Source organism: Streptomyces sp. HmicA12 (genome assembly GCF_000373565.1).
Taxonomy (GTDB): Bacteria; Actinomycetota; Actinomycetes; order Streptomycetales; family Streptomycetaceae; genus Streptomyces.
In genome coordinates this window covers 77,061-98,507 of sequence record NZ_KB891804.1, presented here as the reverse complement: position 1 = coordinate 98,507, position 21,447 = coordinate 77,061, and the positions used below count along the sequence as shown (strand labels likewise).

The following is a 21,447-nucleotide window of genomic DNA, read 5'->3' as shown; positions in this document are numbered from 1 at the left end:
GGCATACAAAAACTAGCTTCGGCCATGGAGAACAGGAGTACAGGGGGACAACCGGAGGTGGCAGATCCCCATGACGGCCTTGGTCATCGAGACGGCGCCGGAGACCCGGCCGCGACCGCCGCGCACCGGCTGCGTGATCACCACGGACGCGTCGTACGCGGCTCGGCTCGCGTACGACGGGACGTCCTGGTTCCCGCAGCGGTGGACCCTGGACGGACCCGAGCCGTACGCGGTTCCGCTGCCCGTCAATCAGCCGGAGGAGCCCGGCACCGACGTGCTGCCGCTGACCGACGGCCGGGTGCTGATCCGGCGCGGGGCCGACGGCAGCCGCCACCTGTTCTCGCTGCTCTACCCGACCGGGCCCGGCACCGGTGAGGTGCCGCTCGGGGCCGTGGAGTGCGCCGAGGACGCGGAGCTGACGCTGCTGCCGCCCGCGCCGGACGGGTGCAGCGCGTACGCCCTGGAGGTGGGCGAGAAGTCGACGCAGGTGTGGCTGGTGGCGGGCGGCGCGTTCGGGCCCGAGCACGTGGCCGAGGTGCCGGGGCGCTGCTCGGGCGGGGTGTGGCTGGACCGGACGGGGCGGCTGCTCGCGCTCGACCGGGAGCCGGTGGACGGCGGTCCCGTGAAGACGGTGGCGGTGGATCTGGAGCGCGGGGGCGAGGTCTCTCCGCTGCTGCAGATCGCCGAGGACAGCGACGACCGGCTGCTCCTCGCCGACCTCGACAGCGGGCTCATCCTGGTCCGCTCGGACGCCGCGACGCCCGGCGAACTCCGGCTCGGGTGGGGCGTGTTGGGTTCCACGCTGCCGATCCGGTTTCCGCAGGGGCTGCGCGTCGCGGACTGCGAGGTGACGCCGTTCGCCGTACAGCCGGGACAGACGCTGATGCCGGAGAGCTGCGCGGTGGCGCTGCGGGTCGAGAGCACGGCCGGGGCCGCGGAGGGGCTGCCGTGGCTCGGGGTGTGGCGGCCGGTCGAGGGAACGTTGCATCAACTGGCGGCGCCCGGCGGCTGGCTGGCCGGAGCGGGGTTCTGGTCGCGCGAAGGTGTGCTGTCTCTTCCTTATGTGACGGAGGAGGTGTCGTGCGGGCTCGCCCGGGTACCCGCCCCCGAGCCTCCGGAACCGGCACCGGAGCAGCCGCCCGCACCCGAGGCGCCCGTCGCACCGCGCCCCGTGCCGTTGGGGAAGGCGCCTCTCGGTGGGCGCAAGGCGGATGGTTAGACTCGCCGGGCTGTAAGTTACGGATCTTGTAAGGGTTTACGGGGTGAGTTTTCCGATGACGGAAAGCAACGGAATGAACGCAGGGACGCAGACCGTGGAGCGCGGCGAGCACAGGGAGACCGCGGCCTCCGGCGGTTCCGGACGGCACCGCGGCACGGTCACCGTGTCGGCCGCGCAGGGCGAGCAGGCCCAGCCGCACGGGCGGCATCGCGGGGCGCGGGCCGACGAGGCGTAGGTCCACGCGCTCGCACCGATGACGAGTGAGGGGCCCGGCAGCTGCCGGGCCCCTCACTCGTACGGCAGGGCTGCCCGTCAGCCGTGCCTGAGGCCGAGCACCTCGGCCGCAGCGAACGTCTCGTTCGGCGGGCGGTCCTTGTAGTGCGGGGTGAGCAGCGCGTCGAGTTCGTCGTACGTGAACGCGTCCTTCTCGGTGTCGAACTTCGCCTGGACGCGCGGCCGTTCGACGATGGCGACGATGCCGCCGTGCACGACGAGCAGCTGGCCGTTGACGTTCGACGCGGCCGGTGCGGCGAGGTAGCCGACGAGCGGGGCGACATGCTCGGGCGCGAGCGGGTCGAGGCCCTCGTCGGGCTGGGCGAACCCGGCGAAGACGTCCTCCGTCATCCGGGTGCGGGCCCGGGGGCAGATGACGTTCGCCGTGACGCCGTACTTGGCGAGGGCGAGGGCGGTCGAGGTGGTGAGACCCACGATGCCGCCCTTCGCCGCCGCGTAGTTGGGCTGGCCCGCCGAGCCCGCGAGGAACGCCTCCGAGGAGGTGTTCACGATGCGGCCGTAGACCGGGCCGCCGGCCGCCTTGGAGCGTTCGCGCCAGTGGCGGGCGGCGAAGTGGGTGGTGTTGTAGTGGCCCTTGAGGTGGACGTGGATGACCGAGTCCCACTCGTCCTCGGTCATCGAGAAGATCATGCGGTCGCGCAGGATGCCGGCGTTGTTGACCAGGATGTCGAGCTTCCCGTACGTGTCGATCGCCAACTGGACCAATTGCTCGGCCTGTTGGTGGTCGGCGACGTCGCCGGTGTGGGCCGTGGCCGCGCCGCCCGCGTCGCGGATCTCCCGGGCCACCTGTTCGGCCGGGGTGGCGTCGGCCTCCCCCGAGCCGTCCCTGCCGGGTTGGCCGAAGTCGTTGACGACGACGTCGGCGCCGAGGCGGGCCAGTTCCAGGGCCTCGGCGCGGCCCAGGCCTCGGCCGGCTCCGGTCACTATCGCGGTGAGGCCGTTGAGCGGCGTTGACATGGTGCGGTTTCCTCTCGCCGATGTACCGGTTCGTCGTGGCCGGGGTCTTGGGGGCGCCGGCCTGTCTAGATCTCGATGCAGGTCCTCAGGGCGGAGCCCGTCCTCATCTGGTCCAGCGCCTCGTTGATCTCCGCCAGGGGGACGCGGTGCGTGATGAGGGACTCCAGGTCGATGCGGCCCGCCCGCCACAGGGCGATGGCGCGCTCGTACGACGTGAGGACGTCGCCGCCGCCGTACATGGAGGGCAGGATGCGCTTCTCGTCGAAGAAGAGCTCGAACATGTTGAGCTGCAGGTGGTCGTCCATGGCGCCCGCGCCGACGACCACGAGGGTGCCGCCGCGCCGCGTCGTCTCGTACGCCGTGCGGGCCGTGACCGACTTGCCGACGACCTCGAAGACGTAGTCGAAGCCCTCTCCGGCGGTCAACCGCTGCTTGGCGTCGCCGAGTTCGTCCGGTGAGACCGCTTCCGTCGCGCCGAACCTGAGTGCCGCCTCGCGCCGCGAGAGCACCGGGTCGACGGCGACGATCTGCGCGGCGCCCTTGAGCCGTGCGCCCTGGATCGCCGAGATGCCGACGCCGCCGCAGCCGATGACCGCCACCGACGAACCGGCCGCCACGTCGGCGGTGTTGATGGCCGCGCCGAGCCCGGTCGTCACACCGCAGCCGATCAGTGCCGCGATGTCGAAGGGGACGTCGTCGGGGATCGGGACGGCGCAGCCCGCGTCGACGACGACCTCCTCGGTGAACGTGCCGGTGCCCGCGAAGCCGAAGACGTCGCCGCCGGGGCGCTTGAAGTTCGGGGTGCCCGCGTTCATGAACCCGGCGAGGCAGAGCTGGGTCTGGCCGCGCTTGCACGACGGACAGGTGCCGCAGGCGGGCAGCCAGCACAGCAGGACGCGCTGACCCGGCGTCAAGTGCGTGACGCCGTCGCCGACTTCGAGGATCTCGCCCGCGCCCTCGTGACCCGGGATGAAGGGCGCCGGCTGCGGCAGCACGCCGTTCATCGCCGAGATGTCGGAGTGGCACAGACCCGTCGCCCGTACCCGGATCTTCACCTTGCCGGGGCCGAAGCCGGCCGTCTCGACGTCGTCCAGTACCTCGAGTTTGTCCTGGCCTGTCTCGTGCAGTACGGCTGCTCGCATGGGTGCGGCTCCTTCACGTGAACGTACGGGACTGACGTACGGGGATCAGGTGTGGTCGATGACCGTGTCCGCCAGGACCGGTGCCTCGTCGCGCTCCACCGCCGACACCGTCACCTGGATCCGGCCCGGCCCCTGCCACATGCGGACCCGCAGCGTCTCGCCGGGGAAGACGACGCCCGCGAAGCGGGTGCCGTAGCGGGTGATGCGGGAGACGTCGCCGCCGAGGCAGGTGTCGACGACGGTCTTGAGCGTCATGCCGTAGCTGCACAGTCCGTGCAGGATCGGCTTGTCGAAGCCGGCCAGCTTGGCGAACTCGGGGTCCGCGTGCAGCGGGTTCCAGTCGCCGGAGAGGCGGTAGAGCAGGGCCTGGTCCTCGCGGATCGGGCGGTCGACCGTGCGGTCCGGCTCACGGGCCGGGACCTCAAGTCGCTCCGAGGGGCCGCGTTCGCCGCCGAACCCGCCTTCGCCGCGGACGAAGATCTGCGCGTCGGACGTCCACAACGGCCCCTCCTCGTCGGTGACTTCGGTGCGCAGGACGAGGACGGCCGCCTTGGTCTTGTCGTAGACCGCCGCCACCCGGGAGGTCGTGGTCGCACTGCCCTTGACGGGGATCGGGCGGTGCAGCTCGATGCTCTGGCTGCCGTGCAGCACGTGCGCCAGGTTCACGTCGATGCCCGGTGAGGAGAGGCCGCCGACGACGCCCATGCCGGCGCCCGCGACCGTCGCGAAGCTCGGCAGGACGTGCAGCTTCGACTCGAGGGTGTAGCGCAGCTCGTCGGGGTCGGTGGCGGGGATTCCGGCACCGAGACCCAGGTGGTAGAGCTGGATGTCCTTGTGGTCCCAGGTGATCTCGGCGGACCTGGGCTCGGCGGCCACGGCCTTCGCTGCGTCGATGGGCATGGGGCAAACGCTCCTAGGGCTGACTGGTCGAGCTGGTCAAGACCTCGGTGCGGCCGTCCGCACCGTCGGCCGCACCGAGGTCGTCACGGGCCAGGGTAGAACGTGTTCTCATCCACCCGGCGATCCCCATGTATAGCCAAGCGGGGGTGGGTTGGGAAGGGGCGGGCCGCACCTTTCTGACTGTGCGTCAGATGGCGTCGTGGGGCAACCGCTGTGACATTTGTACCGGCGGACCGTGGACAACCCGCATCTGCCGCGCCCCCGCCCCCGCTCCGTACCGTCACCACCATGACGACAAAGACACCGGCGGTGTCCTTCACGGGGGCCGTCAAGACGTTCGGGGACGTACGCGCCGTCGACGGTCTCGACCTGCGGATCGGCGCGGGCGAGACGGTCGCGCTGCTCGGCCGCAACGGCGCCGGCAAGTCCACCGCGATCTCGCTGCTGCTCGGCCTGGACGAGCCGGACGAGGGGACGGTCGAGCTGTTCGGTACGCCGCCCGAGGCGTCGGTGCGGGCCGGGCGGGTCGGCGCCATGCTGCAGGAGGGCCGCGCCGTGCCCCGGGTCACCGTGGCCGAGCTGGTCGGCTTCGTGGCCCGCCGCTACCCCGCCCCCATGGACGTGCGGGAGGCGCTGCGGCTCGCCGGGATCGAGGAGCTCGCGGACCGCCGGGTCGACAAGCTCTCCGGCGGCCAGACGCAGCGCGTGCGGTTCGCCGTGGCGCTCGCCGGGAACCCCGCGCTGATCGTGCTCGACGAGCCGACGGCGGCGCTCGACGTGGAGGCCCGGCACGCCTTCTGGGCGTCGATGCGGGCATACGCGCGGCGCGGGCACACGGTGCTGTTCTCCACGCACTACCTGGAGGAGGCCGACGACAACGCCGACCGGATCGTCGTCATCGACCGGGGCCGCCTCGTCGCCGACGGCAGCGGCGAGGAGCTGCGCCGGGCCGGGGGCGGCAGCCGCGTCTCCTTCGACCTCGCCGGGCGGGGCACGGAAGGGCTCGCGCTGCTGCCGGGGGTGGTCTCGGTGGAGATACGCGGCGACCGGGCCCGGCTGCGCTCGGACGACTCGGACGCCACCGTCGTGGCGCTGGCCGCCCTGGACGCCGTACGGAACCTGGAGGTCGCCCCGGCCTCCCTCGACGACGCCTTCATGGCACTGACCGCGGGCGACCGCCTCGACCGGCTGGAGCGTGTGTGATGGGGGACTACCTGCGGCTCGAAGTGCGGCGCACGCTGCGCGACGGACGGTTCGTGATCGGCACCGTGGCGATGCCGGTCCTGATGTATCTGCTGTTCACCAACATCGGCGCGAACGACAGCGGTTGGAAGACCGCCTCGATGATCGGCATGGCCGCGTACGGGGCGCTCGGCGCGGCCCTGAACACCGCGGGCGGGGTCGCGGAGGACCGGGCCGTCGGCTGGCTGCGGCAGCTGCGGATCACCCCGATGTCGCCGCGCGAGGGGGTGATCGGGCGGGCCCTGACCGGGGCGGTGACGGTCCTTCCGGCCATCGCCGTGGTGCTGCTCGCGGGCGCGCTCGTGAACGGCGTACGGATGGACGCCTGGAAGTGGCCCGCGGTCGCGCTGCTGCTGTGGCTGGGTTCGCTGCCCTTCACGATGCTCGGCCTCGGCAACGGCTACCGGATGACCTCGCAGGCCATGGGCGGCGTGAACATGCTCTGCTACCTGGGGCTCGCGGTGCTCGGCGGGCTGTGGTTCCCGGTGGCGCTGTTCCCGGACTGGCTGCGGGAGGTCTCGTCCTTCACGCCCACCAACCGCTTCGCGCAGCTCGGCACGGCGGTCGCCGACGGGCACGCGCCGTCGGTCGCCGCCCTGGCGATCATGGTGGGCTGGCTGCTCGCCTTCGGTTCGTACGCTGTGGTGTCGTACCGCAGGGCAGCGCGGACCATCTGAGACGTGAGCGTGGAAGCAGAACGGGGAGTCGGGTCATGGCGTTGAGGCAGCAGTGGCGGGCGTGGCAGATCGCGCGCGACGAGTGGAAGGCCGAGAACGCGCGGGTCAAGGCCGAACAGCGCGCCTGCCGCAAGGAGGGCAGGCCGGTCGCGGCGGTGGGCCCGTCGCTCAACGGGTTCACGATGCTGCCGTGGCTGCTCATGGGCCTGGGCGCCTTCTCGAACCTCGTCCAGGGCAGGACCCCCAACCCGTGGATCGGCGGCGCCGCGCTGCTGACCTTCAACTCTCTTTACATCTATGTGGTCTTCCGGGCGTTCCACAAGCAGACCCGGGAGGCGACGTCGACCCGGGTCGCGCTCGGGCTGATGGCCGTGCTGACGTGCGCGCTCGCGGGCGGCTACGGCGGCAGCTGGCTGGCGTTCTTCCCGCTGCTCGGCCTCGCCGTCGGCGCGCTGGCCCGGGGCCGCGACATCGGGCGGATCGGCCTCGGCCTCAGCATCCTCGCCGGGGTCGTCGGCGGGCTGCGCGAGGGCTGGGACGCGATCAGCGTCTTCTACGGCACGTTCCTGTCCACGATGGTGACGGCGGCGATCCTCTCGCTCGCCGAGACCGTACGTGAACTGCGCGAGGCCCGTGAGGAGTTGGCCCGCCAGGCCGTGGAGAAGGAGCGGCTGCGCTTCTCCCGCGACCTGCACGATCTGCTCGGCCACACCCTGTCGGTGATCGTGGTGAAGTCGGAGGCGGCGCGGCGGCTCGCGCCGCGCAGCATGGACGGCGCGCTGGAGCAGATCACCGACATCGAGGCGGTCGGCCGGCAGGCCCTCACCGAGATCCGCGAGGCCGTCACCGGCTACCGCGAGGGCAGCCTCGCCACCGAACTGGACCGGGCGCGCTCGGCGCTGACCGCCGCCGGCATCGAGCCGGTCGTACGGCAGTCGGGGCCGCCGCTGTCCGCGCAGACGGAGGCGCTGCTCGGCTGGGTGGTGCGCGAGGCGGTCACCAACGCGGTCCGCTACAGCGCGGCGGGCTCGTGCACGATCACGGTCGAGGGGACGGAGGAGCGGGTGCGGCTGCGGGTCTCCGACGACGGGGCGGGGACGCCCGCGGAATGTGCGGCGCCCGGCATCGGCGGGACGGGCCTGAAGGGACTCACCGAACGGCTCGCGACGGCGGGCGGTTCGCTCACCGCGGGCCCCGGCCTGCGCGGCGGCTTCACCGTGACGGCCGAACTCCCGGTCGGCGAGGGCGAGTCGGCGCGGGACGCGGACCTGGCGCAGGCGAGCACGTAAGGTCTCCCCCTGTGACAGAGATGCCTCAGGACCACCGCCCGGCCAAGAGCGTGCGCGTTCTCCTCGCGGAGGACCAGGGCATGATGCGGGGCGCGCTCGCGCTGCTGCTCGGCCTCGAGGAGGACATGGAGGTCGTCGCGCAGGTCGCGGCCGGTGACGTCATCGTCGACAAGGCGTTGGAGTGCCGTCCCGACGTGGCCCTCCTCGACATCGAACTGCCGGGTCGCAGCGGCCTGGACGCCGCCGCCGACCTGCGGGACCAGGTGCCGGACTGCCGGGTGCTGATCCTCACGACGTTCGGGCGGCCCGGGTATCTGCGGCGGGCCATGGAGGCCGGGGCCGCCGGGTTCCTGGTCAAGGACGGCCCCGTCGAGGATCTCGCCGAGGCCGTCCGCAAGGTGCTGCGCGGGGAGACGGTGGTCGACCCGGCCCTCGCCGCGGCGGCGCTGTCGGCGGGGCCGAGTCCGCTGACCGCGCGGGAGGCGGATGCGCTGCGGGCGTCCGCGGACGGGGCGACCGTCTCCGACATCGCGGCGAAGCTGCACCTGTCGGAGTCGACGGTGCGGAACTATCTCTCGTCGGCGATCGGCAAGACGGGGACCCGGAACCGCATGGAGGCGATGCGCTCCGCGCGTCAGCAGGGCTGGTTGTAGGGCGGCCGGGCGGGATCGGCGAAGCCGTAGTCCTGCCAGCGCCGCAGCACCTTTTCCCGCACGTCCTCGGGGAACGACGTCCGGAACGACGCCGCCACGCCCCGGGGCTCGCCGGTGAACTGTTCGGGCAGCAGACAGCTCAGCACCGACTTGCCGCCCCGCCCCGCGCGGACCTCGCTCTCGGTCTCGAAGGCCGGCGATCTGCCGACCGGCCTCGCCGGGCTCGGTCCCCTGGCCCGGCGGCTCGATCAGGCGCACACCCGGCTCTGGCACGAGCAGGTCGACCGGGATCTGACGGGACCGCAGTTCACGGTGCTCAGCCTGCTGCCGTGCACGGGGCGATGGACCAGGGCACCCTCGGCTCACTGGCCCGTCTCGACAAGTCGACCGCGGCGCCGCTGCTCGGCCGGCTGCGGCGGCGCGGGCTCGTGGAGATCACCAAGGACAGCGCCGACCGGCGGCGCAAGCTGGTGACCGTCACCGAGGAGGGGGCGGAGCTGGCGACCGGCCTCGCCCCCGCGGCGGCCACCGTGAGCGAACAGTTGCCGGCGCTGCCGGCGCCCGGGGACCGCGAGGAGCTCTTGCGGCTGCCGCGCCGGACGCTCGACGACGAGGACTGAGCCGCACCGGGGGCCGCGGGGTTCCGCTAGGAAGCCCTGTTCCTCGGCATCCAGAGGAGCAGGACGAGGACGGCCACCACCAGGATGCCCGCGCCGGCCTGGAACGCGGCCGCGTATCCGTCGGTCAGCGACTCGGCGTCCAGGCCCCCCGCGGAGCGGCTCGCCGCGACGGTGGAGAGGATCGCCAGGCCCAGCGAACCGCCCAGCGTCCGGGACGTGTTGATCAGGCCGGAGACGAGCCCGGCGTCCCCCGGCGCCGCGCCCGACGTCGCCAGCGAGGCGAGCGGCGTCATCGCGAAGCCGGCGCCGGCCATCATCACGATCCCGGGCAGCATGATGGTCACGACGTACGAGCCGTGCGCGCTCATCGTCGACTGCCAGGCGAACCCGGCGGCGGTCACCAGAACCCCGGCCACCGCGACATTGCGCGCCCCGAAACGCGGCATCAGACGCGGCGCGATCTTCGACCCGGTGACGACCGCGAGGGAGCTCGGCACCAGGGCGAGACCGGCCTGGATCGGGGTGTAGCCGAGGACGTTCTGCGCGTACAGCGTCATGAAGAACCACATGGCGAACGAGCCCATGCCGCACACGAACATCGCCGCGTTGGCGGCCGCCACGGACCGCACCTTGAACAGGCCGAGCGGCATGAGCGGCAGCCGGGTGCGCGCCTCCACGACGAGGAACGCGGCGAGCAGCGCGAGCGCGATGCCGAGCGGGACGAGGGTGTCGGCCGAGCCCCAACCGGCCGCCTCCGTCTGCACGATGGCGTACGCGAGGGTCGCGGTGCCCGCGGTGACGAGCAGCGCGCCCGGCAGGTCGAGGCGGCGCTCGCCGCCCGCGCGGGACTCCTTGATCCAGCGGGCGGCGGCCGCGAACACGGCGGCGCCGAGCGGAACGTTGATGAGGAGCACCCAGCGCCAGTTGATGCCCTCGGTGAGGACGCCGCCGACGAGTCCGCCGGCCGCGCCGCCGCCCGCGCCGACCGCGGTCCAGGTGGCGATGGCCCGGGCCCGTGCGGCGCCTTCCGGCACGGCCGAGGTGAGGATGGTCAGCGTGGAGGGGGCGAGGACGGCGGCGCCCAGGCCCTGCACGGCGCGTGCGGTGAGCAACTGCCAGTCGGCCTGAGCGAGTCCGCCGGCCAGCGAGGCGAGCGTGAACAGACCGAGGCCGACGAGGAACATCCGCTTGCGCCCGAAGAGGTCCCCGGCCCGGCCGCCGAGGAGCATGAAGCCGGCGAACGCGATCGAGTACGCGTTGACCACCCACTGCAGGCCCGTCGGGCTGAGGCCGAGGTCGGCGCGCATGGACGGCAGCGCGACATTGACGACGGAGACGTCGAGGACGACGAGGAACTGTCCGGCGCAGGCCACGGCCACCACCAGCCAGGCGGGCGGGGCGGTCCTGCGGGAACGTATCCCGGCGCCGTCGGCGTCGGCGGCCTCGTGGGCCGAGGGGGAAGTCTGCGGCATGAGTGTCATGGTCCCAGGCGGCCGGTACCCCGTACATCAGGATTTCGGGGCATCGGGCATGGTCCGTAGGTCATACGTCCCGGGACCTAGGTCGGCTCTCGGGATCCCTGGGGATCTCCCGGCGAGCCTCCGGGGTCGATGACGGAAGGCCTTGTTAGAACTCTGGTCAACTCGTGTACCTGTTGGTAACTTTCGGCGCTGTTACCGACAGGTACACCCCTGTCGACCCGCGCTCCACTAGGCGAAGCCGAGGACACACATGCACCGCACCGCACTCGGGACACTGGCCGGCGCAGTCGTCACCGTTCTGGCCGTCACCGCCTTTCCCCCGGTCGCCGCCGCGGCCGCACCCGCGGCCTCGTCGGCCGCCGCGAGCGACTCGTTCTACACCTACGACGGCAGCGCTCCCCTGGCCTCGTACGCGCCGGGCGCCGTACTGAAGACGCGGACGCTGCAGTACCACGTCCTCGGCATCCCCACGCCGGTCAAGGCGACGCAGCTGCTCTACCGCACGGTGGACGCGCAGGGGCGGCCGTCCGCCGGTGTGACGTCGATCGTGCGGAGCCCGAACGGCGACGGCAGCAAGGCGGTCTCGTACCAGTCCTTCTACGACTCCCTCAACCCCGAGGACGCGCCCTCCCGCGCGATCGCGGGCGACGTCTCCCTCGGCGGCCTGATCGCGAACGGGGAGTCGCTGCTCCTGGTGCCGCTGCTGCTGTCGGGCTACAACGTCGTCATCCCGGACAGCGAGGGGCAGACCGCCGACTTCGCCGCGGGGCCCGAGTACGGGACGAACACCCTGGACTCGATCCGGGCCGCCGGCCGGTCCCCGCAGACGGGTCTCGACTCCGAGACCCGGTTCGGCCTGGCCGGCTACTCCGGTGGTGCCATCGCCACGCACTGGGCGGCCGTGCTCGCCCCGGAGTACGCGCCGGACGTCAACCGGAGACTGGTCGGCTTCGCCGAGGGCGGGCTGCTCGTCGACCCGGCGCACAACCTCAAGTACATCGGCGGCAGTTCGCTGTGGGCGGGCGTCGCGCCCATGGCCGTCATCGGGGCGGCCCGCGCGTACGACATCGACTTCACGCCCTACCTCAACAGCTACGGCCAGGAGGTCTTCAAGAAGCTGGAGTACGGGTCGATCGTCAACGCCCTGGGCCAGTACCCGGGGCTGACGTGGAAGAAGATGGTGAAGCCGCAGTACGCCGACCCGAACTCGATCCCCGCCTTCGTCGACGCCGTGAACAAGCTCAACCTGGGCTCGGCCGCGACCCCGAAGGTTCCCGGGTACATTGCACAGGGCGGCGGAGGGGTCTTCGAGGGGACCCTCAGCAACCTTCCGGGCATCGGGCGGGGCGACGGCGTCATGGTCGCCGGGGACGTGCGTTCGCTGGTGCGGCAGTACTGCGACAAGGGCAATACGTCGATCAAGTACCAGCAGTACGACGCCCTCAGCCATGTGGGCACCGCCGTGCCGTGGGCGCCCGTCGCCCTGGACTGGCTGAACGACCGGTTCGCGGGCAGGTCGGCGCCGTCGGACTGCGGCCGGGTCCCCGCGGGCAACTCGCTGGCACCCGAGGTGCCGACGACGGGCTCCTGACCCGCTCCCCACGGCGGGGCCGCACCGGCCCCGCCGGACGGGCCCTAGCCCCGCCGCACCATCGTCACCACGGCCGCGCCGCCGAGCCCGATGTTGTGCGCGAGTCCGACCCGCGCCCCCGGCACCTGTCGGCCCCCCGCGGAGCCCCTCAACTGCCAGGTCAGTTCCGCGAGTTGGGCGATGCCCGTGGCGCCGAGCGGGTGCCCCTTGGAGATGAGGCCGCCGGACGGGTTCACCACCCAGCGGCCGCCGTACGTCGTCGCGCCCGACTCCACGAGCTTGCCGGACTCGCCCGCATCGCACATGCCGAGGGCCTCGTACGTCAGCAACTCGTTGACGGAGAAGCAGTCGTGGAGCTCGATGACGTCGACGTCGTCGATGCCGAGCCCGGACGTCTCGAAGACCTGGCGGGCCGCCTCGCGCGACATGGGCTGCCCGACGACGTCGATGCAGGAGCCCGAGTCGAAGGACTCGGCGGTGTCCGTGGTCATCGACTGGGCGACGATCTCCACCGCCTTGTCGCCCAGGCCCCTTTCCTCCACGAAGCGTTCGGAGACGACGACCGCGGCCGCCGCGCCGTCCGAGGTGGGCGAGCACTGGAGTTTGGTGAGCGGCATGTGGATGGTCTTGGCGGCGAGGATCTCGTCGACGGTGTACGCGTCCTGGAACTGCGCGTAGGGGTTGTTGACCGAGTGACGGTGGTTCTTGGCGCCGACGGCCGCGAGCTGCGCCTCCGTCGTGCCGTACTTCTCCATGTGCTCGCGCGCCGCGTCACCGAAGATCTGGGCGGTCGGCGGGGACATCTCGAAGCCGTGCCGGGCGGCCATGATGCCGTAGTGGCGGGCGACCGGTGACGTCTTGAAGTCGCCGCCGTCCGCTCCCCCGCCGAGCGCGCCGCGCCGCATCTTCTCGAAGCCGAGCGCGAGCACGCAGTCGCTGATGCCGCCCTCGACGAACTGGCGGGCGAGCATCAGGGCGCTCGACCCGGTCGCGCAGTTGTTGTTGATGTTGTAGACCGGGACGCCGGTCAACCCGAGCTCGTAGACGGCCCGTTGACCGGCCGTGGACGCCTGGAAGCAGTAGCCGACGGGGACCTGCCGCACGTCCTCGTAGGCGATCCCGGCATCGGCGAGCGCGGCGCCGCCCGCCTCCTTCGCCATGTCCCAGTACTGCCAGTCCCGGGTCTCGGGCTTCTCGAACTTGGTCATGCCGACGCCGACGATGTACGACTTCATGGCTGCACGCCTCCTGCCAGTATCTGACGATGCGTCAGATACTGGCAGGAGGGATCGGTTAACGGAAGGCCGCGTGCCCCGTGAGAGCCTGACCGAGCGCGAGGGTGTGCATCTCGGTGGTGCCCTCGTAAGTGAGCACGGACTCCAGGTTGTTGGCGTGCCGGATGACCGGGTATTCGAGGGAGATGCCGTTCGCGCCGAGGATGGTGCGGGCGGTGCGGCAGATCTCGATGGCCTCGCGGACGTTGTTCAGCTTGCCGAAGCTGATCTGGGCCGGATGCACGCCCGCGTCCGAGTCCTTGAGCGCCGACAGGTGCAGGGCGGTCAGCGTCGCCTTGTGGAGTTCGAGCGCCATGTCGACCAGCTTCTGCTGGGTGAGCTGGAAGCCGGCGATCGGCTTGCCGAACTGCTCGCGCTGCAGGGCGTATTCGCAGGCCGACTGCCACGCCGAGCGGGCCGCGCCGGTGACGCCCCAGACAATGCCGTAGCGGGCCTCGTTCAGGCAGGTGAGGGGTGCGCCCACGCCGCGCGCCGCGGGGAGTCGCGCCGACGCCGGGAGCCGTACGCCGTCCAGGACCAGCTCGCTGGTGACCGACGCGCGCAGCGACATCTTGTGCTTGATGAGCGGCGCCGAGAAGCCGGGGCTGTCGGTGGGGACCACGAATCCCCGTACGCCGTCCTCGGTCTGCGCCCAGACCACGGCGACGGCCGCGACCGAGCCGTTGGTGATCCACATCTTGCGCCCGTCGAGGATCCAGTCGTCGCCGTCGCGGCGGGCCCGGGTCGTCATGGACGCCGGGTCGGAGCCGTGGTCGGGCTCGGTCAGGCCGAAGCAGCCGATGGCCTCGCCCGCGGCCATCCGGGGCAGCCACTCCTGCTTCTGCTCCTCGGAGCCGAAGCGGTGGATGGCGAACATGGCGAGCGAGCCCTGCACGGAGACGAAGGAGCGCAGGCCCGAGTCGGTGGCCTCCAGCTCGCGGCAGGCGATGCCGTAAGCGCGGGCCGACATCCCGGCGCAGCCGTAGCCCTCCAGGTGCATGCCGAGCAGGCCCATCTTGCCGAAGTCCCGGGCGAGTTCGGCGAGGGCGGGCAGCTCGCCGCTCTCGAACCAGTCGGCGATGTGCGGCTCGACCTTGTCGTCGAGGTACTGGCGGACCGTGTCGCGCACGGCGCGCTCCTCGTCGGTGAGGAGGGCTTCCAGGTTCAGCGGGTCGAGGGCGTCGAGGGCGGGGAACGGCATGGGGGTCAGGCTCCTTGCTGAGGACGCTGAGGACGGGTGTCGTGCTGGCCGAGGGTGGGCGGTGCGGTGCGCACGGCGGGCCGTACGCCGTTGAAGCTGACGGGGAAGGCGACCTGGCGGACCGGGCCCGCCACGGGGTGCTCGACCTCCTGGACCATGCCGAGGGCGGCGGTCTGCGGGCAGGCGTAGACCTCGTCGAGGTGGCGGATGGGGGCGACGGGCACCCCGGCCGCCTTCAGTGCGTCGCACCACTCACCGACCGTGCGCCGGGCGAGCGCGTCCGTCAACCGGGCGTTGAGATCGGCCCGGTGGGCGACGCGGGCGGCGTTCGTCGCGAAGCGCTCGTCGTCGGCGAGGCGGTCGAGGCCGAGGGCCGCGCACAGCTTGCGGAACAGGGCGTCGCTGCCGACCGCGATGACGAAGTGCCCGTCGGACGCCTCGTACGCCTGGTACGGGACGAGGCTCGGGTGGCCCGAGCCGAGCCGGGTGGGGCGCTCCCCGGTGGCGAAGTGGGCGGTGGCCCAGTTGGCGTGCAGGGCGAGCTGGGTCTCGTACAGGGAGGTCGTGACGTACTGGCCGCGGCCCGTGCGCGCGCGTTCGACGAGGGCGGAGGTGATGCCGATGAGGCCGAAGAGGGCGGCGCCGAGGTCGCCCATCGCGAAGCCCGCCTTGACGGGCGGTCCGTCGGGCTCGCCGGTCAGGGACATCAGCCCGGCGGCGGCCTGGGCGACCATGTCGTAGCCGGGCTCGTCGCGCAGCGGTCCCGTCTCGCCGAAGGCGGAGATGTGCAGGACGACGAGGCGCGGGTGGCGCTCGGTGAGTTCGCGGTAGTCGAAGACGCGGGCGAGGGTGCTGCCCGGCCGGAAGTTCTCCACCATGACGTCCGCGTCGGCGAGCATCCGGTGCACCTCGGCCTGCCCGTCGGCGGACTTGAGGTCGAGGGTGACGGAGCGCTTGTTGCGGTTGGCGGCCAGGTAGTACGTGGCGTCCTCGCCCTGGAACGGCGGGCCCCAGCGGCGCGTCGGGTCGCCGCCCTCGGGGTGCTCGACCTTGGTCACGTCGGCGCCGAGGTCGGCGAGGGACATGGTGGCGTACGGCCCCGCGAGGATCTTCGACAGGTCGACGACCTTGATCCCGGCGAGCGGTACGGCCTGCGGGGCGGCTTGCGGTCCTGCTTGCGGTACGTCCTGCGGCGGCTCAGACATGGTGATCACTCTGCCCCCGGCATTAAGTGCTGTCCAAGACCGATACCCGCGGCCAGTGAGCTGCTACGCCACATAATCGGGCGGAGTCGGCAGAACGCGCTCCGCCACGTCCAGGACCGCGGCGAGGGCCGCGCTGTCGTTCCCGGTGCGCCAGGCGAGCGCGATCGGCAGCGTGGGCACGCCCTCCCCGGTCAGCGGCCGGAAGACGACGTGCTCCAGGTGGATGGAGCGCGCGGACCCCACGACCACGGCCACCCCGACGCCCGCGCCGACGAGCGCGAGCAGGTTGTACGAGTCCGGCGCCTCCTGCGCGATCCGCGGCGCGAACCCGGCGTCGTGGCAGCCCTGCACCATCGCCTCGCGCACGGCCGAGCCGCGGGCGACGGGGAAGGTGACGAACCGCTCGTGCTGGAGCTCGGCGAAGGTGACTCCGTCCTGGGCGGCGAGCCGGTGCCCCTCGGGCAGCGCGCACACCAGGGACTCGGCGCGCACCACGCGGGCGGTGATCCCGCGCCGCACGGGCAGCGCCGCGACCCCGAGGTCGATGGTCCCGTCGGTGAGCCGCGCGAGGGCCTCCCCGGTGAAGATCTGACCCTCCAACACCAGCTCCACGCCGGGGAGTTCGGAGTTCACGGCGCGGGTGAGCGCGGGCAGCGCGGAGTAGGCGCTGGCCCCGCCGAAGCCGACGGTGACCCGGCCGGTCTCGCCGAGGTGGGCGGCGCGGACGGTGCGGCGCAGGGTGGCGGCGTCGGCGAGGAGGGCGCGGGCCGGTTCGAGCAGGGCGCGGCCCGCGGGGGTGAGCCGGACGGTCCGGGTGGTCCGCTCGAAGAGCTGCACCCCGAGATCGCGTTCGAGGAGCCTGATCTGCTGGCTGAGCGGCGACTGGGCCATGTGCAGACGCTCGGCGGCCCGCCCGAAGTGCAGCTCTTCGGCGACGGCGACGAATCCGGTGAGGTGTTTCAGCTCCACGGGGGTGACGATACGGGTGCGTCGTGGGGGGGGCGGGGGTGCTACGGGTGCGGGCCCGGTGGGGGCTGGTCGCGCAGTTCCCCGCGCCCCTGATCCACCGCCGTAGCTCCGGAGCGCCGCGTGTACGCGCGGGTGCGTGAGGGTTCTCGCGCAGTTCCCCGCGCCCCTGGAAGCGAGCTCCGCTCGTCCAGGGGAAGCTGCGCGGAGCGCATGCTTCAAGGGAGGCGCGGCGAAGCCGCTGCCTCAGGGGCGCGGGGAACTGCGCGACCAGCCCCCACCGGCCCGCACCCGAGAACACCCCCCTGATCCCCCTAATCCCCCTAATCCCGCGGCAACCCCAGAATCCGTTCCGCCACCACATTGAGCTGCACCTGCGTCGTGCCCCCGGCGATCGTCAGGCACCGCGACAGCAGGAACCCGTGCAGCGCCCGCTCCCCCGGCCCCTCCCGCAACGCGCCCGCGGGGCCGAGGAGTTCGAGGGCGAGTTCGGCGACTTTCTGCTGGTGCGGGGTCTGGACGAGTTTGCGTACCGAGGCACCGGCACCCGGGCCCTCCCCGGCGACCTGCCGCATCGTCGTGCGGAGCCCGATGCAGGCGAGCGCGTGCGCCTCGGCCGCGAGGGCGCCGATCCGGGCGCGGTAGGCGCCGTCGAGGTCGCCGGCCCGCGCGAGCAGCGCTTCGAGACCGGTGTCGAAGGTGAGCTGGTCGGCCATGTGGACGCGTTCGTTGCCGAGGGTGTGCCGGGCGACCCGCCAGCCGTCGTCGACGTCGCCGACCACCGCGTCCGCGGGCAGCAGGACGTCGTCGAAGTAGACCTCGTTGAAGAGGGCGTCGCCGGTGATCTCGCGCAGCGGCCGGACGTCGATGCCGTCCGTGTTCTTCATGTCGATGAGGAAGTACGTCAGGCCCTTGTGCTTGGGGGCGTCGGGGTTCGTGCGGGCGAGCAGGATGCCGTGGTCGGCCCACTGCGCGGCGCTCGTCCACACCTTCTGCCCGTTGATCCGCCAGCGCCCGTCCGGCAGCCGTTCCGCCCGGGTGCGCAGCGAGGCCAGGTCGGATCCGGCGCCCGGTTCCGAGAAGAGCTGGCACCACAGCAGGTCGCCGCGCAGGGTCTCCGGGAGGTACCGCTCGCGCTGCGCCTCGGTGCCGTAGGAGAGGAGGGAGGGGACGACCCAGGTGGCGATCCCGAGGTCGCTCACCTTCACTCCGGCCGCCTTCAACTCCCCCTGGACGGCGAGCTGTTGGACCGGTCCGGCGCCGAGTCCGTACGGTGCGGGAAGGTGCGGCGCCGCGTATCCGGTGGGCGCGAGGGCGCGGCGCGCTGCGGCCGGGTCGAGGCCGCGGGCGCGCTCGGCGACAGCGCGGGCGCTCTCCCGGTACGCCTCCGCCTCGGCCGGCAGGTCGAGCCTCAGCTCCCGGCGCGCACCGGACTCGGCGAGGCGCACGGCGCGCAGCCGGTGGGCGTCGCCCGCGCCGAGCAGCTGCCGGGCGACGACGGCCCGCCGCAGATAGAGGTGGGCGTCGTGCTCCCAGGTGAAGCCGGTGCCGCCGAGGATCTGGATGCAGTCCTTGGCGCAGCCGTACGCGGCGTCGAGCGCGGTCCCGGCGGCCAGCGCGGCCACCAGGCTCCCGACGTCCGAGGCGGAATCGGCGCCCGAAGCACGCTCGGCCTCCGGGGCGGAATCGGCGTCCGAGGCGGGCTCGGTCTCCGCGGCGGGCTCGGTCTCCGCGGCGGGCTCGGTCTCCGCGGCGGGCTCGCCGAGTGCGCGGGCCGCGTCCCAGACCAGCGCGCCCGCCTGCTCGACGCGGACGAGCATGTCGGCGCAGAGGTGCTTGACCCCCTGGAACTGTCCGATGGGCCGCCCGAACTGCTCGCGCACCTTCGCGTGCTCGGCCGCGGTGCCCAGCGCCCACGCGGCGGTGCCGCAGGCGTCGGCGGCGAGCAGCACGGCGGCGAGGTCGCGGACGAGAGAACTGTCCACGGACAGGATCCGGTCGGCGGGGACGGCGGCGCCGGACGCGGTGACCTCGGCGGTGGGCCGGGTCGGGTCGGCGCTCTCGTGGGCCCGCACGGTGAGCCCGGCCGTGGCGGCGTCGACCGCGACCCACACCGCGCCGCCCGCGCTCTCGGCGCCGAGGACGAGCAGGTCGGCGTCGGCGCCGGAGAGGACGGGCGGCGCGGTCCCGTCGAGCACGAGTCCTTCGGGCCCGGCGACGGCGGTGAGCCCGCCGGCCCCGAGGGCGACGGCCCCGATCCGCGCACCGGCGGCGAGCTCGGCGGCGAGGTCCCGCCGCCCCGCGCGCCGCAGCACCTCCGCCGCGAGCACGTCGGCGAGGAACGGGCCGGGCAGCGCCGCCCGGCCCGCCTCCTCGACGACCACGGCGAGATCGAGCAGGGTCCCGCCCCCGCCCCCGTACGACTCGGGCAGGTGGACCCCGAGCAGGCCCTGTCCGGCGAGGCCGTCCCAGTGGGGCGGGCGGTGGCCGGGGGCGGGCGGGGCGTCGAGGAGTTTGCGCACCTCGTCGGGCGGCACGCCGCGCGCGATCCAGCCGCGTACCGCGTCCGCGAGTTCCCGCTGGTCCTGAGTGATGGCTATGACGGAGCTGCTGGCGGTCCCCATGCGGCGCACGGTAGAACACGTTCCAGTAGAGCGGAAGACCAGATCTGACGTTGAGTCAGAAACGACCGCCCCGCGGCCGGAGCGCGACCGTCGCACGACCACCCCACGACCGCCTCGCGACCGCCTCGCGACCGCCCCACGACCATGGACCCGCCTCATGGAGAAGGCGGAAGCGCCCCATGTAATGAAAAGGTCAAGGTTTCCGTTCGTACGACGATCGTCGGAATAGTTGCCCGAGGGGACAGGTTCGACTTACACGCAACCCGCCCGCACGCCGATGTGCCGCATGTGACCCCCGACCCGCCTTCCGGAGGCCTCCCCTGATGTCCCAGCCGACGACCACTCCCCGCCGAACAGGCGGCGTCGTCCCCGTCCTCGCCTTCGCAGGCATCGTCGTCGCGGTCATGCAGACCCTGCTCGTGCCGGTGATCAAGGACCTGCCCGAGCTGCTGAGCACCGCGCCCTCGAACGCCACCTGGGTCATGACCTCGACCCTCCTCGCCGGCGCCGTCGCGACCCCGATCATGGGCCGCCTCGGCGACCTCGCGGGCAAGCGCCGGATGCTGCTCGCCAGCCTCGCGATCATGGTGATCGGCTCCCTGATCTGCGGCTTCACCGACCAGCTCCTGGTCATGATCGTCGGCCGCGCGCTGCAGGGCTTCGCCATGGGCGCGATCCCGCTCGGCATCGGCCTGATGCGCGACATGCTGCCGCGCGAGAAGCTCGGCTCGGCGATGGCCCTGATGTCCTCCTCGATCGGCGTCGGCGGCGGCCTGGCCCTGCCGCTCGCCGCGCTCGTCGCCCAGCACGCCGACTGGCACGCGCTGTTCTTCGGCGCGGCGGCCCTCGGCGTCGTCTCGATGGCCCTCACCCTCGTCTTCGTCCCGGAGAGCCCGCTGCGCGCGCAGGGCACCTTCGACTACGCCGGCGCCATCGGCCTCTCGGCCGGCCTGGTCCTCTTCCTCCTGCCCATCACCAAGGGCAGCGACTGGGGCTGGAGCAGCGGCACGACGCTCGGCCTGTTCGCGGCGGCGCTGGTGGTCCTCGTCCTGTGGGGCGTGATGGAGCTGCGTCTGAAGGCGCCGCTGGTCGACCTGCGTACCACGGCCCGCCGTGAGGTCCTGCTCACGAACCTGGCCTCGATCATGGTCGGCGTCGCGTTCTACGCGATCTCGCTCGTCCTGCCCCAGCTGCTCCAGCTCCCGACGGCCACCGGCTACGGCCTCGGCCAGTCGATGGTCGTCGCGGGCCTGTGCGTGGCGCCGCTCGGCCTGACGATGATGTTCACGGCCCCGGTCTACGCCCGCCTGTCGGCGACGTTCGGCCCGAAGGTCACGCTGATCCTCGGCATGCTGATCATCGCGATCGGCTACGGCGCCGGGCTCGGCCTGATGAGCGCGCCCTGGCAGACGATCATCATCGCCGTGGTGGTCGGCGCGGGCATCGGTCTCGCGTACTCGTCTCTCCCGGCGCTGATCATCGGCGCGGTGGACCCGTCCGAGACGGGCGCGGCCACCGGTCTGAACACCCTGATGCGGTCGATCGGTACGTCGGTTTCGTCGGCGGTGATCGGCATGGTCCTGGCCAACACGGCGAACCACGTCGGCGGCGTCGCGATCCCCACCCTGCACGGCTTCCGCGTCTCGTTCCTGATCGCCACGGCCGCGGTCGCGGTGGGCGTGCTCCTTGCGCTGTGCCTGCCGAAGCGCAAGGTGGCCGTCGTCCAGCTGCGGGCCAGCAGCGAGGAGGAGGCCAACCTGGCGCACGCCGAGGAGGCCCTGGCCCACTTCCGCGGCCAGGTCGTGGACCCGGCGGGCATGCCCGTCACCCACGCCAAGGTGACGCTGATCGACCGTCGCGGCCGCCAGGCGGGCGCGGCCCTCACGGACGCCGAGGGCCGCTACGCCCTCACCGTCCCGTCGGGCGGCTCCTACGTCCTCGCGGCGACGGCGGCCGGTCACGCACCGCGCGCCTCGGCGGCGACGCACCACGGCGAGAACCGTGCCGTGGACGTGGACCTCGCGCTGGAGGCCGTAGCGGTGCAGCAGGTGTAACGGCCCCTGCGGGAGGCCCTGTTGGGCGTGTGCCGAGAACGCGTCGCGCTGGTGCGCG

At 72.6% G+C, this 21,447-nt stretch carries 19 protein-coding genes; 9 read left to right on the top strand and 10 right to left on the bottom strand.

What is annotated here, in order from left to right; translation table 11 throughout:
- The first annotated feature begins 70 nt into the window (after positions 1-70).
- A complete protein-coding gene (locus tag B072_RS0113725) occupies positions 71-1,219 on the top strand; it encodes a hypothetical protein (RefSeq protein ID WP_018530528.1) in 1,149 nt (382 codons plus the stop codon).
- Between the two features lie 73 nt (positions 1,220-1,292).
- Positions 1,293-1,454, top strand: coding sequence for a hypothetical protein (locus B072_RS48140; protein WP_018530527.1), 162 nt, complete (start codon positions 1,293-1,295; stop codon positions 1,452-1,454).
- Positions 1,455-1,531: 77 nt separating this feature from the next.
- On the opposite strand, the gene B072_RS0113715 is transcribed toward B072_RS48140, so the two are convergent.
- The 3 genes from B072_RS0113715 to B072_RS0113705 form a co-directional block, all read right to left on the bottom strand.
- Positions 1,532-2,470: a 3-oxoacyl-ACP reductase gene (locus B072_RS0113715; RefSeq protein ID WP_018530526.1), complete on the bottom strand. Its 939-nt coding sequence runs from the start codon at positions 2,468-2,470 to the stop codon at positions 1,532-1,534.
- Between the two features lie 65 nt (positions 2,471-2,535).
- Positions 2,536-3,612, bottom strand: a complete 1,077-nt coding sequence (locus B072_RS0113710) for a Zn-dependent alcohol dehydrogenase (protein WP_018530525.1) — start codon at positions 3,610-3,612, stop codon at positions 2,536-2,538.
- A 45-nt stretch (positions 3,613-3,657) separates the two neighbouring features.
- Positions 3,658-4,512: a MaoC/PaaZ C-terminal domain-containing protein gene (locus tag B072_RS0113705; protein ID WP_018530524.1), complete on the bottom strand. Its 855-nt coding sequence runs from the start codon at positions 4,510-4,512 to the stop codon at positions 3,658-3,660.
- 288 nt (positions 4,513-4,800) lie between these two features.
- Here B072_RS0113705 and B072_RS0113700 point away from each other — a divergent pair, with 288 nt between their 5' ends.
- Genes B072_RS0113700 through B072_RS0113685 form a run of 4 tightly spaced genes read left to right on the top strand, consistent with a single transcriptional unit; the run spans position 4,801 to position 8,373 of the window.
- Positions 4,801-5,715, top strand: a complete 915-nt coding sequence (locus B072_RS0113700; protein WP_086020350.1) for an ABC transporter ATP-binding protein — start codon at positions 4,801-4,803, stop codon at positions 5,713-5,715.
- Positions 5,715-6,431, top strand: a complete 717-nt coding sequence (locus tag B072_RS0113695; protein ID WP_018530522.1) for an ABC transporter permease — start codon at positions 5,715-5,717, stop codon at positions 6,429-6,431. The genes B072_RS0113700 and B072_RS0113695 overlap by 1 nt, the downstream gene beginning before the upstream one ends.
- Before the next feature lie 35 nt (positions 6,432-6,466).
- The gene (locus tag B072_RS0113690; RefSeq protein WP_018530521.1) at positions 6,467-7,720 is read left to right on the top strand and encodes a sensor histidine kinase; all 1,254 of its coding nucleotides are present in this window, start codon (positions 6,467-6,469) and stop codon (positions 7,718-7,720) included.
- A gap of 20 nt (positions 7,721-7,740) precedes the next feature.
- Entirely contained in the window at positions 7,741-8,373 is a 633-nt protein-coding gene (locus tag B072_RS0113685) for a response regulator transcription factor (protein ID WP_018530520.1), read from the top strand.
- On the opposite strand, the gene B072_RS48135 is transcribed toward B072_RS0113685, so the two are convergent.
- A complete protein-coding gene (locus B072_RS48135) occupies positions 8,355-8,519 on the bottom strand; it encodes a hypothetical protein (protein ID WP_018530519.1) in 165 nt (54 codons plus the stop codon). The genes B072_RS0113685 and B072_RS48135 overlap by 19 nt on opposite strands.
- Before the next feature lie 183 nt (positions 8,520-8,702).
- Between B072_RS48135 and B072_RS43145 the strand changes: the two genes are divergently transcribed.
- Positions 8,703-8,993 carry a winged helix DNA-binding protein gene (locus tag B072_RS43145; protein WP_234018849.1) on the top strand — a complete coding sequence of 97 codons (291 nt, stop codon included), beginning with the start codon at positions 8,703-8,705 and terminating at the stop codon, positions 8,991-8,993.
- Positions 8,994-9,019: 26 nt separating this feature from the next.
- Here B072_RS43145 and B072_RS0113670 read toward each other — a convergent pair whose 3' ends face one another.
- Positions 9,020-10,474 carry an MFS transporter gene (locus B072_RS0113670; RefSeq protein WP_106432869.1) on the bottom strand — a complete coding sequence of 485 codons (1,455 nt, stop codon included), beginning with the start codon at positions 10,472-10,474 and terminating at the stop codon, positions 9,020-9,022.
- A gap of 250 nt (positions 10,475-10,724) precedes the next feature.
- Between B072_RS0113670 and B072_RS0113665 the strand changes: the two genes are divergently transcribed.
- Entirely contained in the window at positions 10,725-12,065 is a 1,341-nt protein-coding gene (locus tag B072_RS0113665; protein ID WP_018530516.1) for a lipase family protein, read from the top strand.
- A gap of 44 nt (positions 12,066-12,109) precedes the next feature.
- Here B072_RS0113665 and B072_RS0113660 read toward each other — a convergent pair whose 3' ends face one another.
- The 5 genes from B072_RS0113660 to B072_RS0113640 form a co-directional block, all read right to left on the bottom strand.
- Positions 12,110-13,300, bottom strand: coding sequence for a lipid-transfer protein (locus B072_RS0113660; protein ID WP_018530515.1), 1,191 nt, complete (start codon positions 13,298-13,300; stop codon positions 12,110-12,112).
- Between the two features lie 58 nt (positions 13,301-13,358).
- The gene (locus tag B072_RS0113655) at positions 13,359-14,540 is read right to left on the bottom strand and encodes an acyl-CoA dehydrogenase family protein (RefSeq protein WP_018530514.1); all 1,182 of its coding nucleotides are present in this window, start codon (positions 14,538-14,540) and stop codon (positions 13,359-13,361) included.
- 5 nt (positions 14,541-14,545) lie between these two features.
- Positions 14,546-15,745 (bottom strand): CaiB/BaiF CoA transferase family protein, encoded by a 1,200-nt coding sequence (locus tag B072_RS0113650; RefSeq protein ID WP_051127176.1) that lies wholly within the window; start codon positions 15,743-15,745, stop codon positions 14,546-14,548.
- Positions 15,746-15,808: 63 nt separating this feature from the next.
- Entirely contained in the window at positions 15,809-16,714 is a 906-nt protein-coding gene (locus B072_RS0113645; RefSeq protein ID WP_018530512.1) for a LysR substrate-binding domain-containing protein, read from the bottom strand.
- Positions 16,715-17,034: 320 nt separating this feature from the next.
- Positions 17,035-19,335 carry an acyl-CoA dehydrogenase gene (locus tag B072_RS0113640; protein ID WP_018530511.1) on the bottom strand — a complete coding sequence of 767 codons (2,301 nt, stop codon included), beginning with the start codon at positions 19,333-19,335 and terminating at the stop codon, positions 17,035-17,037.
- 323 nt (positions 19,336-19,658) lie between these two features.
- On the opposite strand from B072_RS0113640, the gene B072_RS0113635 reads away from it, so the two are divergent.
- Positions 19,659-21,389 (top strand): MFS transporter, encoded by a 1,731-nt coding sequence (locus tag B072_RS0113635; RefSeq protein WP_018530510.1) that lies wholly within the window; start codon positions 19,659-19,661, stop codon positions 21,387-21,389.
- The last annotated feature ends 58 nt before the right edge of the window (positions 21,390-21,447 follow it).